The sequence below is a fragment of the Paenibacillus sp. FSL R7-269 genome (assembly GCF_000517865.1).
GTDB lineage: Bacteria > Bacillota > Bacilli > Paenibacillales > Paenibacillaceae > Paenibacillus_AQ.
Genome location: NZ_ASPS01000047.1, coordinates 170224 through 186569 on the forward strand (window position 1 = coordinate 170224; position 16346 = coordinate 186569).

Consider the following 16346-nt stretch of genomic DNA (forward strand, 5'->3'; position numbering starts at 1 on the left):
TGAGCACCCTTCTAGGGCTTGAGAAGAGCACGTATGGCTGCGAGCCGCTCCGGGTCTATCGGCTTCAGCGGGTCGCCGTCCTCCCGGACTGCCGAACCAAAGTGTACCCGGCGGACGCCGGTCCGTGTAACGAAATCCTTCAGGTCAGCGGCATTCAACCCGCTGCCTGCCAGGATGGAGAGGGAAGAACCGGCAGACAGCCGTTCCAGTACAGCAAGTCTCACCATACCGCCAGGCGTATTGGCAGCAGCAGTCCCGCCGGACGTCAGGATATCCGTAATCTGCGGATAGCGCTTCAGAACCTCTAGAGCTTCAAGCTGGTCCTGCACCTCGTCGAAAGCACGGTGGAAGGTAACCTCCATCCCCGCTGCCCTATCCAGCAGCCGGCTCAGCAGCTCTTCGTCTATCGTCCGGTCCTCCCGGAGCATTCCCATCACCACAGACAGCCCGCCTACCCCGGCTATATGGCGGATATCGCGCAGCATGGTCTCCACATCGGATGCATTATACACGAAGGAACGTGCATGCGGCCTCACCATTACTCTCACCGGAATACTGACCTGCTCCCGGACCGCTTCAATCAGGCCCAGACTGGGCGTTAATCCGCCCTCCCTGATGCCTGTGACCAGTTCAATCCGGTCAGCACCATAATGCTCCGCTATAACCGCATCACTTACCGTAGTAGCTATAACCTCTAACAGCATAAATTGCTCCACTCCCCTTCTTGGTTGTAATCCTTGTAAACTGCCTTACCCTTCGATCCGTCCAATCTGCTCTATCAGTCACGGGGATATATAGAGGCCGGGCAAATTCCTGACTATGTCATTTCTTCCAGCGGAGGCATGGATGCCACGGTAATCTATTACAAACAGCAATAATCAGAAACTGCACTAGACCAGAGACCAGGATTTTTCCCGCCTTTTGGAGAGTGTGTTCTCTGGATGAAGCCTCTATACTGAAGAAGTTGAAATTTGGAAATTCGGAATGGAGCGGTCTGAATGATAAGACAAAGTATATACGCGTGGAAAATATTGATGCTCTCCCTGCCCAAAGGAATCATTGCCTTCGTCATTGCTGTTACGGGTCTGAGTGCAAGCCTGCCTCTGATTATTGTATGGGTGGGGTTGCCTCTGCTGGCCCTGACCTTGGCCTGGTGCCGCAGGATGATGTCCGGTGAACACAAGGTGATTGAAGCCTGGTCCAGCGGTAACAGCCGCCGGGGAGCCGGGCAGCCTGCTGCCGCAGATCATGCCCCCGCCTTCCACTGGGAGGGGCTGCGGACATTAGGACACCAGCTCCGCGAAAGGGAGTCGTACCGGGGAATCCTGTACAGCCTCCTCCAGCTGCCCGCAGGCATTCTCGGCTTCACACTTGCGCTGGTCCTGCCTACGGTTGCCTTCAGCGCTCTTCTGTCGCCTTTGGCCCAGCGAATCAGTGCATCGATATTCTCCTATGATTTGAATATGCTGGACCCGGAGTTCTTCTTCTTCCTATCCGGCACAACCTCGGACGAACGCTCGTGGATTCTATGCGGAACCGGATTTGTGCTGCTGCTGATTCTACCGCTGCTGCTTGTGGGTCTTGGACGTTTGTACGCGGCCTGGATCAGTGCAGTCTCAGGCACACATGTGAATTCCAGCAATACCCCGCTTGAAGTCATACATACCTGATCTCTTCCCGCATATCTATTAATAGTTCACTTGCCAAAGCTTACGAAGCGGGTTGTCCCCAAAGTAATTGCAGAAAGGGCGGCCCGCACAACCTTGTGAGGAGGCGGTTCAGTGCTCATGATCCTGGTGTATCTGTTTGCTGTGCTTGGCGTGTCTCTCCTGCTCTTGGCTGCGGTTCTTCAGTACAGACTCTCCCGTCCCAGGGCAGCGGGCCATAGCGGGGCTACCTATGCCCTGTCATCCTTCAGCCTGAAATTCCCCCAGCGGTTCATTACCCCGGACGAATCCCATCTGATTGCCCTGGACGAAGAAGGCCAGGCACTGGCCATCGGGCTGCTGCATCCGGGTAAGCCGGAGCCGGCGACAGCCACCATGTATACGTTCGATGCCATCCTTGGAGCAGAGATTGTCGAGAATTCCTTGACGCTCAGTAAAGTCAGCAAGACCAGCCGGATTACCACCAGTGCACCAAGAGTACGGGCAGGCGCTGCCGCTAGTTATGAATTTACAGACGCTGTGCCGGAAGGCAGTCCTGCCGAAGAGATCCGCGAGCTGACACTCAGAATCTATTTTAGCAGCGCAGATACGCCTGTGGTATCCATCCCTTTTCTCCCGCCGCTCCTGCCGGCCCGCAAAACAGATCTGCAATATTCCGCAGCCTTCCTGGAGGTGCAGCAGGTACATGAAAGAATCCGCGACATCGTCTCTGCATAAGGAAAACCGTAGCCTTCAGAATTCGCAATTACCGGACAACCGCTGTAAAATCCTCCAGAGCCCTCCCCTGTCTCAGCTTATCAATGATGGTGAGCAGGAAGCTCTCCGCGAGGCTGCCTGGTAATATGGCGTCAACAGCTTCATCCAGCGTGAACCAGGCGGCGTGGTCCAGCTCGTCGCTCATGGCACTTAAGTCATCCGTGTCAGCCACACTGATGTAATTGAGCATTAAAGTATTAGACGGGGCGAAATACTGGCTGCGCATATATTCATAAGCAATCACCTCAAGCCCCGCTTCTTCCTTCACTTCACGGATCAGGGCCGCTTCGGCGTTCTCTCCCTTATTCACATACCCGGCGAGCAGAATGTAATCCTTGCGCTTATGCTGCTGGATGAGCAGGATTCTATCGAGACTCCGGTTCAGTACGGCTGTACTCATCGCTGTGCTGAACACAGGGAATCTGAAGACGGCGCAGGATTCGCAATAGGGTACCTCTCCTTCTCCATTGCATTCCTTCATAACCAGACGGGTTCCGCATTCCAGACAAAACTTCAAGCTCTATCGCTTCTTTCTGTATGTAGTATAGTTGATGTCTATTCTAAGCGATTGCTTCCAAACGTACCACGATAAAATTTCAGGAACCCGTCCTTTATACCGATGGGGGACAGGGTTTCTTGCCGTGATGTGGAATATACTATAAGGGGCCCGGACACTACGGGCTGCATTACATCATAGAGATGGAGGGAACTACTCGACATGAACATCATTAATTTCGCGCATCGCGGCGCATCCGCAGCCGCCCCGGAGAACACAATGGCGGCCTTCCGCAAGGGTCTTGAGCTTGGTGCAACCGGCATTGAGACCGACGTACAGCTTACCAGTGACGGAGCAGTAGTAGTGATCCATGATGAGAGTCTTAACCGTACCACTTCAGGCAGCGGTTATGTGAAGGATAAGACGCTTCGTGAGATACTGGAGGTAGACGCAGGCTCCTGGTTCAGCCCTGAGTTCGCTGGAGAACGGATTCCGACACTGGACGAGCTGCTGGATCTGCTGCAGGGCCGGGAGACGATTTTGAATATAGAGCTTAAGAACGGGACCTTCCTCTATCCCGGCATGGAAGAGAAGGTAATCGCCGCTGTCCGGGAGCAGGGTATGAGTGAGCGGGTCGTGATCTCCAGCTTCAATCATTATTCCCTAGCCTACTGCAAGTCGCTGGCACCGGAGATCCGTACGGGTATTCTCTACGGCGAGGGACTGTACCGTCCTTGGAATTACGCGGCAACCTTGCAGGCGGATGCGCTGCATGCCCATCATTCCTCGGTGCTGCCGGAGTTCGTGAACGCCGCTGCAGAGAAAGGCATTGTCTATCATCCGTGGACGGTTAATGATCCCGAGCGGATGCAGGCATTAATCGAAGCTGAGGTGGCGGGAATTATTACCGATCATCCGGATATTCTAGCCGGGCTTTTGGCTGCCAGAGGCGTCTGACTTATGGAACACGGCTGCGCTGTCCATAGGACGGCGCAGTCCGGCGGGTGAACGAGTGGAATTCTGTACATCTCATTTGGCGTCACAGGTATTCAACAAAAAAACAGCTGGAATAAAGCACTTAATCGGCCCCGATTTTCTCAGAATCCATTGGATTCGGCAGATTGAGTGTACATTTTCCAACTGCTTACTTGTAAGACTTATAAACCTTATTGCGCTCTTGAGCTGCTGACCAGCTTCACGGAAGGAATGCGGCCCTCCTGCTTGTATACAGCACAACGCCCGCTTCCCAGCTGCTTGGCATTGTACATAGCCGAATCTGCCTCCTGAAGCAGCTGCTTCGGATCGATCCGGCCCTGACTTATCGTGATCCCGACACTCGCGGACACGAATAATTCATGGCTCTCCAGCTTATAGGTACGGGTGATGCGCTCCAGAACCTTAAGAGCAAGCTGCTCTGCCTCCTTGCGGCTGTAGCGTTTGGCGATAATGACGAATTCATCTCCGCCCACCCGGAAAATATGCCGCTTGCCCTTGCAGGTGAATTGCTGCAGGCTGGTTCCAACGGCCTCCAGTAACAGATCCCCTGTATGATGGCCGAGGGTATCGTTAATCGATTTGAACCGGTTCAGGTCGAGATATAATACTGCAAGCTGCTCGCTCATTTTGCAATGATCCCAGAAATGATCCATTCCGTTCTTATTCAGCAGGCCAGTCAGCGTATCCCGGTATGCCAATTCCTTGAGCTGCTCACGCTCCCCAAGGATCATGCGCATCCGCAGGAACAGATACAGAATACCGGCAAGTGTCAGCATGTACAGGAACAAAGAGATCAGCAGACTTCTGCCTTCTGTAGTGAAGCCGGTTAAGGCTCTTCTGCCGAGCAGATGCATGCCGGAAAGTCCGGCACTAATCACCAGCACCACAAGACTCGAGCGGACTGCCCGGGTTCTTTGCGTTTGTCGGGAGAAATCCCTTGTCAGTCTAAGCGAGCTATATACGGTCAGTACCCCTATAAGTATGGATAGAATTGTCAACATATAATTGCGGGCCTCTTCCACTAGTCTTACGCCCTCCTTCAGCCTATCAATGAATTTATGAATTTATCGCTTTCAAGCGCTACTGTACAGGAACAGACTGAACAAATTCTGAACAACTCCGGCAAGAGGCACTGTAAATGAATACCCCTAGCGGATTAGCATTAAGCATATTATCGGCAGGACAGGCGCTTTATTGTAATGAAATGCTCTGAAATATCCGTCCTATCCGTCCATATGCTCCGCACTGTTGTACAATTCACAGCTCCAGCTGCCCTTCTCCTTGACCAGGCAGGTGATGGAGGTGTTCTTCAGCAGCACGCTCACATCCAGGGAAGGCACAAGTCCGGCCAACGTACTCCGCAGAATAGCCCCGTGGCTGACTACCAGCACATTGCTGCCGGGATGGCGCGCAGCAAGCTCTTCAATCGCCCGGACTCCCCGCTCGCGGGCCAGCTCCTGACTCTCCAGCTTCAGATCCATCGTCTTCCACTGGCTGCCGAAGCGCTCGATCCGCTCACTCTCGGTGGTTCCTTCAATTAATCCGCCGTTCATCTCCCGGATGCCCGGAACGAGACCGGCCAGCGGGATGCCCAGCCTCCCGGCGATGGTCTCCGCCGTCTGTCTGGCCCGCAGCAAATCGCTTGAATAGATATAATCCCACGCTTCACTGCTAAGCCGCTCCGCAAGCACGCCGGCCTGCCGGAAGCCTTCCTCGTCCAGAGGATTATCCGTATGACCCTGTACCCGGCCCTCCTGATTCCAGCGTGTGCTGCCGTGCCGGATTAAGCCTATTCTTGTCATGATCGCTACCGCCCTTATATGCAGATATTCTAATGTGATCCCATTATAAACCAACCCGCTGCTGGATGCATGCTCCATTGACGGTAACGGGAGACGATTATATGATGATAGCTCAAGTACTGCATTCTGGGGCCTGTTCCAGAATCATCCTAACCTGCAGATTAACCTGCTACAACCCAAAGGAGATTTTGTGTATCATGAAAAAACTGCTCACCCTCTTTACCGCCTTCTGTCTGCTGGCCGTCCTTCTTCCAGCACTGCAATCCGGTGCCGCTGCGGCACCGCAGCCCAAGCTTGCCGTATATGTGGACAAGGAGAATCACTCCTTCATCCCGCTCCGCTTCCTGAACGGCTTCGCCGGTATCCAGTCCGTACTCACCGCTTCCGGCGGCCAGATTGAGATATCACGCGGCGAGAATTCCATTACCTTCACTCCAGGCAAGCCCGGGGCTTCCGTTAACGGCAAGCCCGTTACCGTAAGTGTGCGGCCTTTCAGTGAGAACGGGACTACCTATGTCCCCTTGTCTCTTGTAAGCCAGACACTCGGCATACAGCTCCAGTGGAATAGAGAAGCTGGGTCGCTTACGCTAACAAGCGGGGCTGAACCAGGCACTGCGGAGACAGCCACCCTGCCTGTACAGAACGGCAGCCTGATCAAGAGCGGCTCGCCCGCTGTAGTCAGCGGACATCATACCTACAAGGTCGGCGGCCGCTCCTTCAGCGTCCAGACCGTCACGGTCTCCCTGCTGCATCCTTCGGTGAAGCTGGATGCCGTTCTGGCCGGGAATACCGTCGGTAAGACTGAAGCCCTTGCCAGCATCGCCAAGCGCAGCAATGCTGCCGCCGCGATCAACGGCACGTTCTTCGCCGCGTATACTAATGACGCTTTCAAGGCTCCCTACGGCTACATCATCAGCGGCGGCAAGATGCTGAAGAACAGCTCCGGAGACAAACGGGCGGTCTTCGCTTACGACCGCAATATGCTCGCTGAACTGATTCCGGGCAGTGAATTCAAAGCCCGCTTCGATTCCGGTTCCGTTCACGGCGCACTTCAGGCTGGACCACGGCTGCTGGTTAACGGGAAGGTCGCGCTGAATGTGGCGGGGGAAGGCTTCCGGGACCCCAAAATCCTGACCGGCGGAGGCTCGCGCAGCGCACTGGGCATCACCCGCGATCATAAGCTGATTCTGCTCACCTCCGGCGGGGCAACCATCCCTCAGCTGGCGGAAATTATGAAGCAGGCCGGAGCCTACCAGGCGATGAACCTCGATGGCGGTGCCTCAAGCGGCCTATATTACAATGGCAAGTACCTGACCACTCCGGGACGCCTGATCAGCAACGCTCTGGTTGTACAGACTAAATAATCTACCCAGCTTAGAGTTCAAATCTAAAGTCTGTTGATGAAACTGCCTTTATGGAATGCTGCAAAGCTGCCATTCCTAAAGGGCAGTTTCTTTTTTGATTCCAGCGACTCCTCTATGTGCGTAGTTCAGGCAGAAGGCAGAATAAGGAATACGCCTATGGGGGATAATACAGGGAACACATCCAGATTTCAGCAGAAGGGAGTCCCCGAGATGCCTCAAGAGCCGAAGAAGAGCCGTAAGACTACCCAAGATCCTGTAGAAACCTCCGTGCCTGCACCGCTTCCGTTGAAGCTCTCCCTTGAGGATAATTTGCAGGAACTCAGCCGCCGGATCGGCAGCAGCTCGGATATTGTCATCCGCCATTATAAGAATGAAGCTCAGCCTCCCCTTTCCCTTGCCTTCATCTATATTGACGGTCTGGTCAACGCCGATACTGTCAACCAGTCCGTACTCCAGTCCTTAATGGAGAACAGCACGCTGAACGGAGATAGCATTACCACAGAAGCTGCCTTCAACCTGATTAAGGAGCACATTCTGCCAATAGGAGGAGTGAAGGAGGCCCGGACCCTGGAGGTGCTGCTGCCCCTGCTTTTTGACGGCTATACCCTGATACTGTTCGAGGAGCTTCAGGTCGCGCTGGCCGCCGACACCTCCGGCTGGGAGAAAAGAAGCATTAATGAGCCAACCTCCCAGGGAGTTATCCGCGGGCCGAAGGAAGGCTTCACCGAGAGCCTGCGTACCGGGACCGCCATGCTGCGCCGCCGCCTGAAAACCGCCGATCTGCGGATTGAGGAATATACCATCGGCCAGCGTACCGGGACCGGAATTGCCCTCGTCTATCTGGAAGGCCTCGCCAGTGAACAGGTGCTGGCCGAAATCCGCCGCCGGCTGAACGCCATCAATACCGATGCCATTCTGGAGAGCAATTATATTGAAGAATTCATACAGGACGGCGGCCTGACGCCCTTTCCCACCATTCAGAATACCGAACGTCCTGACGCTATGGCCGGGGGCATTCTGGAAGGCCAGGTCGGGATTATCATTGACGGCACTCCCTTTGCGCTGCTGGCCCCGTCCACCTTCTTCAACTTTTTTCAATCCAGCGAGGATTATTACCAGCGGTATGATATTTCCTCCTTCCTGCGGCTGATCCGCTATGGTGCATTCTTCGTCTCTATGCTGCTGCCTGCACTTTATATTGCCGTTACTACCTTTCACCAGGAGATGCTGCCGACCACCCTGCTTATAAGTCTGGCTGCCCAGCGGGAAGGCGTTCCGCTCCCCGCATTTGCTGAGGCGCTGCTGATGGAACTGACCTTCGACGTCCTGCGTGAAGCGGGGGTACGTATGCCGCGGACCATCGGACCGGCTATCTCTATCGTAGGCGCGCTCGTGCTGGGCCAGGCCGCCGTCTCGGCCGGACTTGTGTCCGCGGCGATGGTGATTGTGGTTTCTTTTACCGCCATCTCGAACTTCGTGATTCCGTCACTCGCCATCGCCAACTCCATCCGGCTGATCCGCTTCGTGATGATGTTCATCGCTGCCTCGCTCGGTCTGTTCGGCATTATGTCCTTCCTGATGGTGCTGCTGATTCACATGGCGGGCCTGCGCTCTTTCGGCGTGCCTTATCTGTCTCCGGTGGCGCCGATGATTCCGCGTTATCTGAAGGACATCTTCATCCGTGTTCCGCTGTGGAGCATGAATATGCGTCCGAAGACCAATCTCGGCAAAGAGACCCGCAGACAAGTCCCTAACCAGAAGCCACAGCCCGTGGAAAACACAGCTCATCCATCACCGGCACAGCCTAAACCGCAGGGAGAGGGTCCAGCATGAATGGAAAAATCGGCACCACCCAAGCTGCCATGCTTGTAGTCAATACCATCCTGCCGACAGCCACTGTCGTGCTGCCTATCATTATCAGCACCTATGCAGAGCAGGACGCTCCGCTGGCGATCATCCTGTCTACCGCGGCGGGGCTGCTCATTGCGTGGATCGTCGGGGCGGTGATTCAGAACAGCAACGGCACTCCTTTTCTGGAGTGGGTGGGGGAGAAAAGTTCCCCTGTGGTCGCAGTCATCCTTGGTCTGCTGATGCTCCAGTTCTACCTGGACACCACCGCAACCATTCTGCGGGAGTTTGTCAATTTCATTAAAGACAACGTCCTGATCGATACCCCGATCACGGTGCTGGTCATACTCATTCTCTTCATCACTATCTATATGGTCCGGCAGGGCATTGAAGCCATCGCCAGAGTGAACAGTCTGGTTATTCTATTCTATCTGTTCTTCGTACCACTGTACCTGTTCGGGCTCTACAATGATCTGAATGTGCATCATCTGCTGCCCATGTTCGATCATAATCTGGCTGAGATCACCCTGGCGAGCCTGACACCGACTGCATGGATGTCTGAAGTGGCGGTGCTGCTGTTCCTGGCCCCTTACCTGCAATATCCGCAGCGGGCCAAAATTATCGGCTGGACCGGCCTGCTGTTCGTGGCCACACTGATGATGTTCTCATTAATCACAGCCCTGATGGTCTTCGGACCGGAATTCATTAAGCTCAGTGCTTACCCCGGCTTCGCTACCATCAGCATCCTCCGGGTCGGCCGGTTCATAGAGAAGCTGGATATTCTCTTCATCTCTTATTGGGTGCTGTCGATCTATCTCAAATTCGCCATCTTCCTGTTCGTGACGGTGGAGTGCTTCAAGCAGACGTTCCGGGTCAGCAGCAGCCGGCCCTTCATTGGCGCGCTGGGTCTGATCATTGCTCTGGAATGCCTGTTCTCCTGGCAAAGCTCAGCCAAGCTAAATGTATACAACCAGGAAGGGCGGTTCGTGGTCTTCTTCCTGTTCAACGTCCTGGTACCGCTGGGCGCGGTCCTGCTGAACAAGGTGCACAAGGCCCGGTCTAAGCGGAAGGGGCTGGAGACATGATGAACAAACCGAGAACTCTGCTGTGCCTGATTCTCTGTCTCCCGCTTCTCTCCCTCCTGCTCTCCGGCTGCTGGGATGACCGGGAGCTTAACGAGTTGGGCATTACCTCCGGCTCCGCCTATGACTGGGAGAACAATCAGTGGAAGGCGACCTACCAGGTCATCAACCCTTCCTCAGGTGCCAGCGGTATGGGCGGCAGCGGAGGAGGCAGCACCAGCTCGCCGCCCTTCCTCACGTTCACCGTCAAGGGCCGGACGATTATGGAGGCCATTGAACGGACGAATCTGACCAGTACGCGGGAGATGTTCTTCTCCCACTCTAGAATTACTGTGATCGGCGAGAGCCTGGCCAGACACGGGATCAATCAGCTGATTGATATGTTCCTGCGCAAGCAGGATGCCCGGGAGACGGTCTTTGTCTTCATCTCCCAGGGCGATGCGGGAATGATTCTGGATCAGCTGATGCAGATGACCAAGAACCAGGGCGCCGGCATCCAGCTAATGATTGAACAAGAATCACGGCTCTTGTCCTACTTTCCGGGAACCCGCCTGTATGAGCTGGCGATGGCGCTGTCCTCCGAATCCAAAAGCGCGGTGTTGCCGGAGATTCTGCTGACCGGCTCACAGACGATGGATGAGACCAGTGAGACCGCGGTTACCGATCTGCCCTCACGGCTGGCGCTGGGAAGGCTGGGCGTTATTAAAGGGGATACGTTCGCGGGCTGGCTTAGCCAAAAGCAGGCGTTCGGGCTTTCTTTTCTGACCGATAATGTTGATTCTGCCACCATCGCCTTCCCCTCCCGGCCGGCAACAAGCGACAAGCTTGACGCATCCTTCGTCCTGCAGAATTCGGCCACCACCGTACGCCCTGTCTGGGCCAAGGATCATTATGTGATGGAGGTTAACGTGAAGGGCAGCGGTGTGCTGACGGAGCTTGGCAGCATCATGGATCTGAACGACCGCAAGGCGATCAGTGAGATGGAGGAATCACTGGAGCAGCGGGTGCTGGAGCTAATGAATAACGCCTGGACAGAGGTCAAGCGGCTGAAGGCAGACGTCACCGGTTTTGCTGTGAGAGTACACCGGAGCGATCCGAAGCGCTGGAAGCAGATTGAGCAGGAGAAGCACTGGGACAGTGTTTTTCAGGAGATCGAGCTCCGCCCTCAGGTCTCGATTGAGATGGAACGGACCGGACTCAGCAACAAATCGTTCAAGTCTGTCCAGCAGAAGTAAAGGAGCATATCTATGAAAATAGCTATTACTCTTCTACTCTATGCGCTTGCCTACGGGTGGGGGTGGAGGAAGCTGAGCGGAGAAGGACATCGCCGGCGGCGGCTCTTGCTTGGCTGCATTATGGGATACGGAGTCTATCTTAATCTATGCGGTATTACCGATACCCCTCATCTGTCGCTGGGTCTCCTGTATACGGCGTACTTTCAGCCTGTCGGCAGAGCCATCATCCATTGGTTAGGAGGCTGAGAAGCCATTATGGTGAACAAAGAACAGGTCAAAGAACAAGTCTCTTCCCTGCAGATTGCGTTCATGATTATGCTGTTTGAAATCGGCAGCACGCCGCTGTTCCTGCTGGGGGGCACCGCCAAGCAGGATTCCTGGCTGGCGATGTGTGCAGGTTCAGCGGCGGGCTTCGCCCTTCTCCTTGTGCTGATGTGGATTCAGTACCGCTCTCCGGGCACGGACCTGATTGGAATGCTCAAAGCTCATTTCGGCACAGCTCCCGGGGCGTTCATCGGTGCGGTTTACAGCCTGTACTTCGCTTATCAGTCCATGCGTAATGTCCGCGATCTCGGCGAGCTGACGGCGATGACGATGCTGCCGAGAACCCCCATAGCCATTACGATGCTGGTGTTCGTGCTGCTGGCCTTATATGCCATTTGGAAGGGGGCGGAGGTTGTCTTCAGACTGCCTGAGGTGCTGCTTCCAGTCATGCTGTTCTTCTATTTTCTGCTTATTCTGATGCTGGGCATCATGGGAGTGATCGATTTCGGCCGTCTGGCGCCGGTGATGGAGGGCGGGTTGATGCCGGTGCTGCAAGCGGCGCTGCCGGAGATCGTCTCGTTTCCCTTCGGGCAGATGATTGTTTTTCTGATGCTGTGGACGCTATGGGAGAAGCCCGGTATGCCTGTAAAATACACAGTGAACGCCTATCTGCTCATCAGCGCGTTCCTGATCTTCATGAATGCGCTGAATGTGGCCGTCCTCGGCCCGTCGATTGCGGGCGTCAGCCAGCTGCCTTTTCTCAAAACCGTCCGGGTGCTGTCCAACCTCAAATTCGTCGAACGGCTTGATATTCTCGTCACCATCCAGCTCTTCCTGGGGCTGCTGATCAAGATGATGCTCTTCTACTTCTGTTCTGTAAAAGCTCTTGCAGAGCTGACCGGCAAACCGGCCAAATGGTGGGTCTTCCCTGTGGGGGCCGTCATCTATGGTTCCTCATTCCTCGAACGGGATTACACCCAGCATATCGCCATCGGCCTGGGTCCGAGCCTGAAGCTTGACCCGCTCTTCCAGGTCGCCATTCCGCTGCTGCTGGCCCTGTCGATCTGGGTGCGGGGCCGGTTACAGCGTTCAGCTTGAAGCAGATTGCTCCGGCTGCTGCTGGTTGAACTTCAGATTCTGCGGCCCGGACGGAAGGTTCTTCGCACCTGTAGAGCTATCCGTTACGGGTACATCCTTGCCTACTTCCTCAAATTCACATTCCCCCAGCCACACCTGTCCGGTTCCGCTCAGCAGTATTCCGATATTGATCACGTCGGCTTCGGACGATCCATTACGCAGGCATAGTGGTTCCATTCCGTGGTTCCTTGTATGCTCCGGTTCTGCATGTTATCAAAAGCCAGCATATTCTGCTGATTATCATCCACTCTCATCCACAGGCCGCTCCAGCCGGTGACATTCTCCGTTCTTACGAACCCGGAGAAGCGCATCCGCTTCCCTCGATACTCTCTTGCCTGAAACTGCTGCATTAAGGTTCCAAAACTATTGTCGTCCTGCGCAGCCTCTTCATTGGAATAAAGATGCATGGAGGGACTTGTCTTATAGCAGACGCGGGGATCGATCTCTACCTTATAGTTGTCCGGGTGAGTACCTGTAATATACCAGCCTGTAATCTCTGACATTGTAAATACCTCTCTTTCTTGAATATAGTCTCACCTGCGATCTGTACTGCGCAGGCGGCAGATCATAGATTTCCTTGAAAGCTCTTGTAAAAGCCTCCTGGCTCTCAAAGCCGTACTGCAGCGCAATCTCAAGAATACGTGTCTCGGAGTACAGCAGGAGATTGGCTGCTTGGCTGAGACGGCGGGCCCGGATATATTCATGGACATTTTTGTTCACATATTTCCGAAAAATCCGGTGAAAATGATATTTGGACAACCCTGCTGCCTTAGCCACCTTCTCCAAAACCAAATCCTCTTCCAAATGCTGCTCAATAAATTCGATACTCTTATGAATCAATTGATAGTGAATTACTCTCACCCCCTCCACAACTCAAAGTATATATTAGGTACCGGAAACACTTTTGATAAATCTTGCTCTATTTATCTTTCCCTAGGGAAACATTATTGTTGCAAGGACAAATTTATTTACGTATACTAATCTTGTGGCAGGGTGCAATATTTTGTTCCCTGCACAATATACTATACAAGTGCATATTTCATACTTAAGGATAACTATAACTATTCATTCATTATTCATACGAAAGTGGGAGTGCTTATGGCCGGAGCCGTAATTCCATTGTCTGAAGCTGTGAACGGCAGCACGCTGCGGATCAGCGGGATCGAGGTCCATGGTGTGCTGCGGAGAAGATTGCTTGATCTCGGATTTGTCGCCGGGAACCGTGTAGAAGTGCTGCGGCGCAGCCCGCTCGGAGACCCTACGGCTTACCGGATCAGCAATACTACCATTGCCCTGCGGCGGGAAGAGAGTTCCCTCATTTATGGCGAACTGATTGGAGGCGGAGAAGGATGAGCGAGTATACTGTAGCTTTTGCCGGCAACCCCAATACAGGCAAGAGCACGCTGTTCAACCTGCTGACCGGCATGCGCCAGCACACCGGCAACTGGGCGGGCAAAACCGTAGTTACCGCTGAAGGGCGGTTCACCCACAAGGAGCATACCTACCGGGCCGTTGACCTTCCCGGCACCTATTCGCTCTACTCCAATTCCGCCGATGAAGAGGCGGCGCGGGACTATATTATTTTTGAAGAACCGGATGTAACGCTGGTGGTTCTGGATGCAACATCGCTGGAGCGCAACCTCAATCTGGCCCTGCAGGTGCTGGAGATTACGGGACGCGCCGTGGTCTGCATCAATCTGATCGATGAAGCCAAGCGGCTGGGCATTGATATTAATCTGAAGCGGATTGCGGAGCGGCTCGGCGTGCCTGTCACGGCCATTTCGGCCCGCAACGGGATCGGCATCGAAGCGCTGCTGGATCAGATCGCACGCGTAGCGACCGGTGAATTCAAGGCAGAGCCGCTGAAGATTACCTATGGCGAGGAGATTGAGCAAGGCATTGCCGAGCTGATCCCCATGGTGGAACAGACGGTCGGTGCCAGATATCCGGCACGCTGGATTGCCCTGCGCCTGCTGGACGGTGACCACAGCCTGCTGGCTTCCCTCAAAGCCCATATGGGACGCAAGGGTATATCTGTAGCGAAGGAGGTGGCCCGCCATGGAGTCACCGCATGCCATTAACGGCCAAGACCCGCTTGATTCCCTGCTCGCAACCGCGAAGAAGCTGGCAGACAAAGGGGCGATCCGCGACGAGATCGTCAGCGGAATCTATGGCGTATCGGCCGGAATCTGCAGCGATGCCGTTACTTATCACGATAAGAAGAAGCTAGGCAGCACCTACAAGCTGGATAATATCGTCACTTCGAAGATCTGGGGCTTCCCTATTATGCTCGCCGGCCTTGGTCTGGTATTCTGGATTACCATTGCCGGCGCCAACTATCCTTCGGGCTGGATTGCCTCCCTCTTCAGCTGGATCGAAGGCTATCTGACCGCCGGGTTTGAGGCTGTTCATGCCCCGGCCTGGCTGCACGGCGTGCTTGTTCTGGGACTGTATCGCGGAACCTCATGGGTCATCAGCGTCATGCTGCCGCCCATGATGATTTTCTTCCCGGTGTTCGCGCTGCTGGAGAATTTCGGGTATCTGCCCCGCGTGGCTTTTAATATGGACCGTCTGTTCAAGAAATCCGGGGGGCATGGCAAGCAGGCCTTGACGATGTCGATGGGCTTCGGCTGCAACGCCGCCGCTATTCTGTCCACCCGTATTATTGAATCGCCCCGCGAACGGATGCTGGCCATTCTGACCAACAACTTCGTCCCGTGCAACGGCCGTTGGCCTACGCTTATCTTGCTCTCCTCCATGTTCATGGTCGGGGCGGCAACCACCGGGGCATTGCGTACCTTCTCGACGGCGCTGGTGCTAATGGGCATCGTGCTGGTCGGAATTGTCGTCACCCTGAGCGTATCGTGGGTCATGTCCAAAACAGCGCTGCGCGGTGTCCCCACCCACTACACCCTGGAACTGCCGCCTTACCGCCGCCCGCAGATCTGGAAGACCATTGTCCGCTCCTCCAAGGAAAAGTCCCTCAATGTGCTGACCCGCGCCATCGTCGTGGCCGCTCCGGCAGGGATCATCACCTGGATTCTCGGCAATCTGTTCATCGGCGGCGAGAGCGTGCTGAATCATATGGCGGCCTGGTTCGATCCGTTCGCGCAGCTGCTCGGCATGGACGGCTTCATTATTATGGCCTTCATCCTCGGCCTGCCCGCTAACGAGATTGTACTGCCTATCCTGCTGATGGGCTACATGTCCTCCGGGGCCATGGTCGATATCGAAGGTCTCGGCAGCATTAAGGACATCTTCCTGAGCCACGGCTGGACCTGGCTGACGGCATTGAATATGATGTTGTTCTCCCTGCTCCACTATCCTTGCGGCACCACACTGGTGAACATCTACAAGGAGACCAAAAGCCTGAAATGGGCTGTGCTCTCCGCTGTAATCCCGCTCGCTATCGCTATCGGCGTAACCTTCGCGGTGGCTTCGGCGGCCCGGCTGTTCGGCTGGGTGTAAATCATGCAGAGCACTATTCCCCAGGACGGGCGGATAGTGCTTTTTTGCGCTCTGGGGCGCATCCTTCGCGGCAACCCCCGCCGCGCCACCGCCAAGCGCAATGTAATCGGTTTTTCGATTACATTCGGACCACACGCCACCGCTGGTATTATCCCCTTGAAGTAGACACTCGAAAAAAACCTCATGTGTTAACATGAGGAAATGAGTGAACTTGGAGGGGATTTTGGTATG

The 16346-nt window shown here is 54.8% G+C and carries 19 protein-coding genes; 12 read left to right on the plus strand and 7 right to left on the minus strand.

The features are described from left to right. Positions 1-11: 11 nt before the first annotated feature. Positions 12-704, minus strand: coding sequence for a copper homeostasis protein CutC (locus tag C162_RS21185; protein WP_036697375.1), 693 nt, complete (start codon positions 702-704; stop codon positions 12-14). Positions 705-998: 294 nt separating this feature from the next. On the opposite strand from C162_RS21185, the gene C162_RS21190 reads away from it, so the two are divergent. Together C162_RS21190 and C162_RS21195 are read left to right on the plus strand one after the other, a co-directional pair. Then, entirely contained in the window at positions 999-1670 is a 672-nt protein-coding gene (locus C162_RS21190) for a sensor domain-containing protein (RefSeq protein WP_083678247.1), read from the plus strand. 111 nt (positions 1671-1781) lie between these two features. After that, the gene (locus tag C162_RS21195) at positions 1782-2384 is read left to right on the plus strand and encodes a hypothetical protein (protein WP_036697380.1); all 603 of its coding nucleotides are present in this window, start codon (positions 1782-1784) and stop codon (positions 2382-2384) included. A 28-nt stretch (positions 2385-2412) separates the two neighbouring features. Here C162_RS21195 and C162_RS21200 read toward each other — a convergent pair whose 3' ends face one another. Beyond that, positions 2413-2940, minus strand: a complete 528-nt coding sequence (locus tag C162_RS21200) for an NAD(+) diphosphatase (protein WP_051493813.1) — start codon at positions 2938-2940, stop codon at positions 2413-2415. A 201-nt stretch (positions 2941-3141) separates the two neighbouring features. On the opposite strand from C162_RS21200, the gene C162_RS21205 reads away from it, so the two are divergent. Further along, a complete protein-coding gene (locus tag C162_RS21205) occupies positions 3142-3876 on the plus strand; it encodes a glycerophosphodiester phosphodiesterase (protein ID WP_036697382.1) in 735 nt (244 codons plus the stop codon). A gap of 209 nt (positions 3877-4085) precedes the next feature. Here C162_RS21205 and C162_RS21210 read toward each other — a convergent pair whose 3' ends face one another. Continuing rightward, positions 4086-4916 carry a GGDEF domain-containing protein gene (locus tag C162_RS21210; protein ID WP_143804444.1) on the minus strand — a complete coding sequence of 277 codons (831 nt, stop codon included), beginning with the start codon at positions 4914-4916 and terminating at the stop codon, positions 4086-4088. A 222-nt stretch (positions 4917-5138) separates the two neighbouring features. Beyond that, positions 5139-5717 carry a histidine phosphatase family protein gene (locus C162_RS21215; RefSeq protein ID WP_036697383.1) on the minus strand — a complete coding sequence of 193 codons (579 nt, stop codon included), beginning with the start codon at positions 5715-5717 and terminating at the stop codon, positions 5139-5141. A 197-nt stretch (positions 5718-5914) separates the two neighbouring features. Here C162_RS21215 and C162_RS21220 point away from each other — a divergent pair, with 197 nt between their 5' ends. The 6 genes from C162_RS21220 (at position 5915) to C162_RS21245 (ending at position 12608) form a co-directional block, all read left to right on the plus strand. After that, the gene (locus tag C162_RS21220) at positions 5915-7081 is read left to right on the plus strand and encodes a phosphodiester glycosidase family protein (RefSeq protein ID WP_036697385.1); all 1167 of its coding nucleotides are present in this window, start codon (positions 5915-5917) and stop codon (positions 7079-7081) included. A gap of 210 nt (positions 7082-7291) precedes the next feature. Then, positions 7292-8914 carry a spore germination protein gene (locus tag C162_RS21225; protein WP_063829048.1) on the plus strand — a complete coding sequence of 541 codons (1623 nt, stop codon included), beginning with the start codon at positions 7292-7294 and terminating at the stop codon, positions 8912-8914. Continuing rightward, positions 8911-10014 carry a GerAB/ArcD/ProY family transporter gene (locus C162_RS21230; protein ID WP_036697387.1) on the plus strand — a complete coding sequence of 368 codons (1104 nt, stop codon included), beginning with the start codon at positions 8911-8913 and terminating at the stop codon, positions 10012-10014. The genes C162_RS21225 and C162_RS21230 overlap by 4 nt, the downstream gene beginning before the upstream one ends. Continuing rightward, positions 10011-11246 (plus strand): Ger(x)C family spore germination protein, encoded by a 1236-nt coding sequence (locus tag C162_RS21235; RefSeq protein ID WP_235218491.1) that lies wholly within the window; start codon positions 10011-10013, stop codon positions 11244-11246. Before C162_RS21230 ends, C162_RS21235 begins: the two co-directional genes overlap by 4 nt. 12 nt (positions 11247-11258) lie before the next feature. Then, positions 11259-11492 (plus strand): hypothetical protein, encoded by a 234-nt coding sequence (locus C162_RS21240; protein WP_036697389.1) that lies wholly within the window; start codon positions 11259-11261, stop codon positions 11490-11492. Between the two features lie 9 nt (positions 11493-11501). Further along, entirely contained in the window at positions 11502-12608 is a 1107-nt protein-coding gene (locus tag C162_RS21245; RefSeq protein WP_036697391.1) for a GerAB/ArcD/ProY family transporter, read from the plus strand. Here C162_RS21245 and C162_RS37020 read toward each other — a convergent pair. Genes C162_RS37020 through C162_RS37030 form a run of 3 tightly spaced genes read right to left on the minus strand, consistent with a single transcriptional unit; the run spans position 12600 to position 13424 of the window. Continuing rightward, the gene (locus C162_RS37020) at positions 12600-12782 is read right to left on the minus strand and encodes a hypothetical protein (RefSeq protein ID WP_051493815.1); all 183 of its coding nucleotides are present in this window, start codon (positions 12780-12782) and stop codon (positions 12600-12602) included. The genes C162_RS21245 and C162_RS37020 overlap by 9 nt on opposite strands. Then, complete coding sequence (locus C162_RS37025; protein ID WP_051493816.1) at positions 12779-13150, minus strand: hypothetical protein; 372 nt, start codon at positions 13148-13150, stop codon at positions 12779-12781. The genes C162_RS37020 and C162_RS37025 overlap by 4 nt, the downstream gene beginning before the upstream one ends. Next, positions 13098-13424, minus strand: coding sequence for a helix-turn-helix transcriptional regulator (locus C162_RS37030; RefSeq protein WP_235218495.1), 327 nt, complete (start codon positions 13422-13424; stop codon positions 13098-13100). Before C162_RS37030 ends, C162_RS37025 begins: the two co-directional genes overlap by 53 nt. 321 nt (positions 13425-13745) lie before the next feature. On the opposite strand from C162_RS37030, the gene C162_RS21255 reads away from it, so the two are divergent. The 3 genes from C162_RS21255 to C162_RS21265 are packed head-to-tail and all read left to right on the plus strand — an operon-like array spanning position 13746 to position 16115. Next, complete coding sequence (locus C162_RS21255) at positions 13746-14000, plus strand: FeoA family protein (RefSeq protein WP_036697393.1); 255 nt, start codon at positions 13746-13748, stop codon at positions 13998-14000. Further along, a complete protein-coding gene (locus tag C162_RS21260) occupies positions 13997-14728 on the plus strand; it encodes a FeoB small GTPase domain-containing protein (protein WP_036697395.1) in 732 nt (243 codons plus the stop codon). Before C162_RS21255 ends, C162_RS21260 begins: the two co-directional genes overlap by 4 nt. Continuing rightward, on the plus strand, positions 14706-16115 hold the full coding sequence (locus C162_RS21265; protein WP_036697397.1) for a nucleoside recognition domain-containing protein: 1410 nt from the start codon (positions 14706-14708) through the stop codon (positions 16113-16115). Before C162_RS21260 ends, C162_RS21265 begins: the two co-directional genes overlap by 23 nt. Positions 16116-16346: the final 231 nt, after the last annotated feature.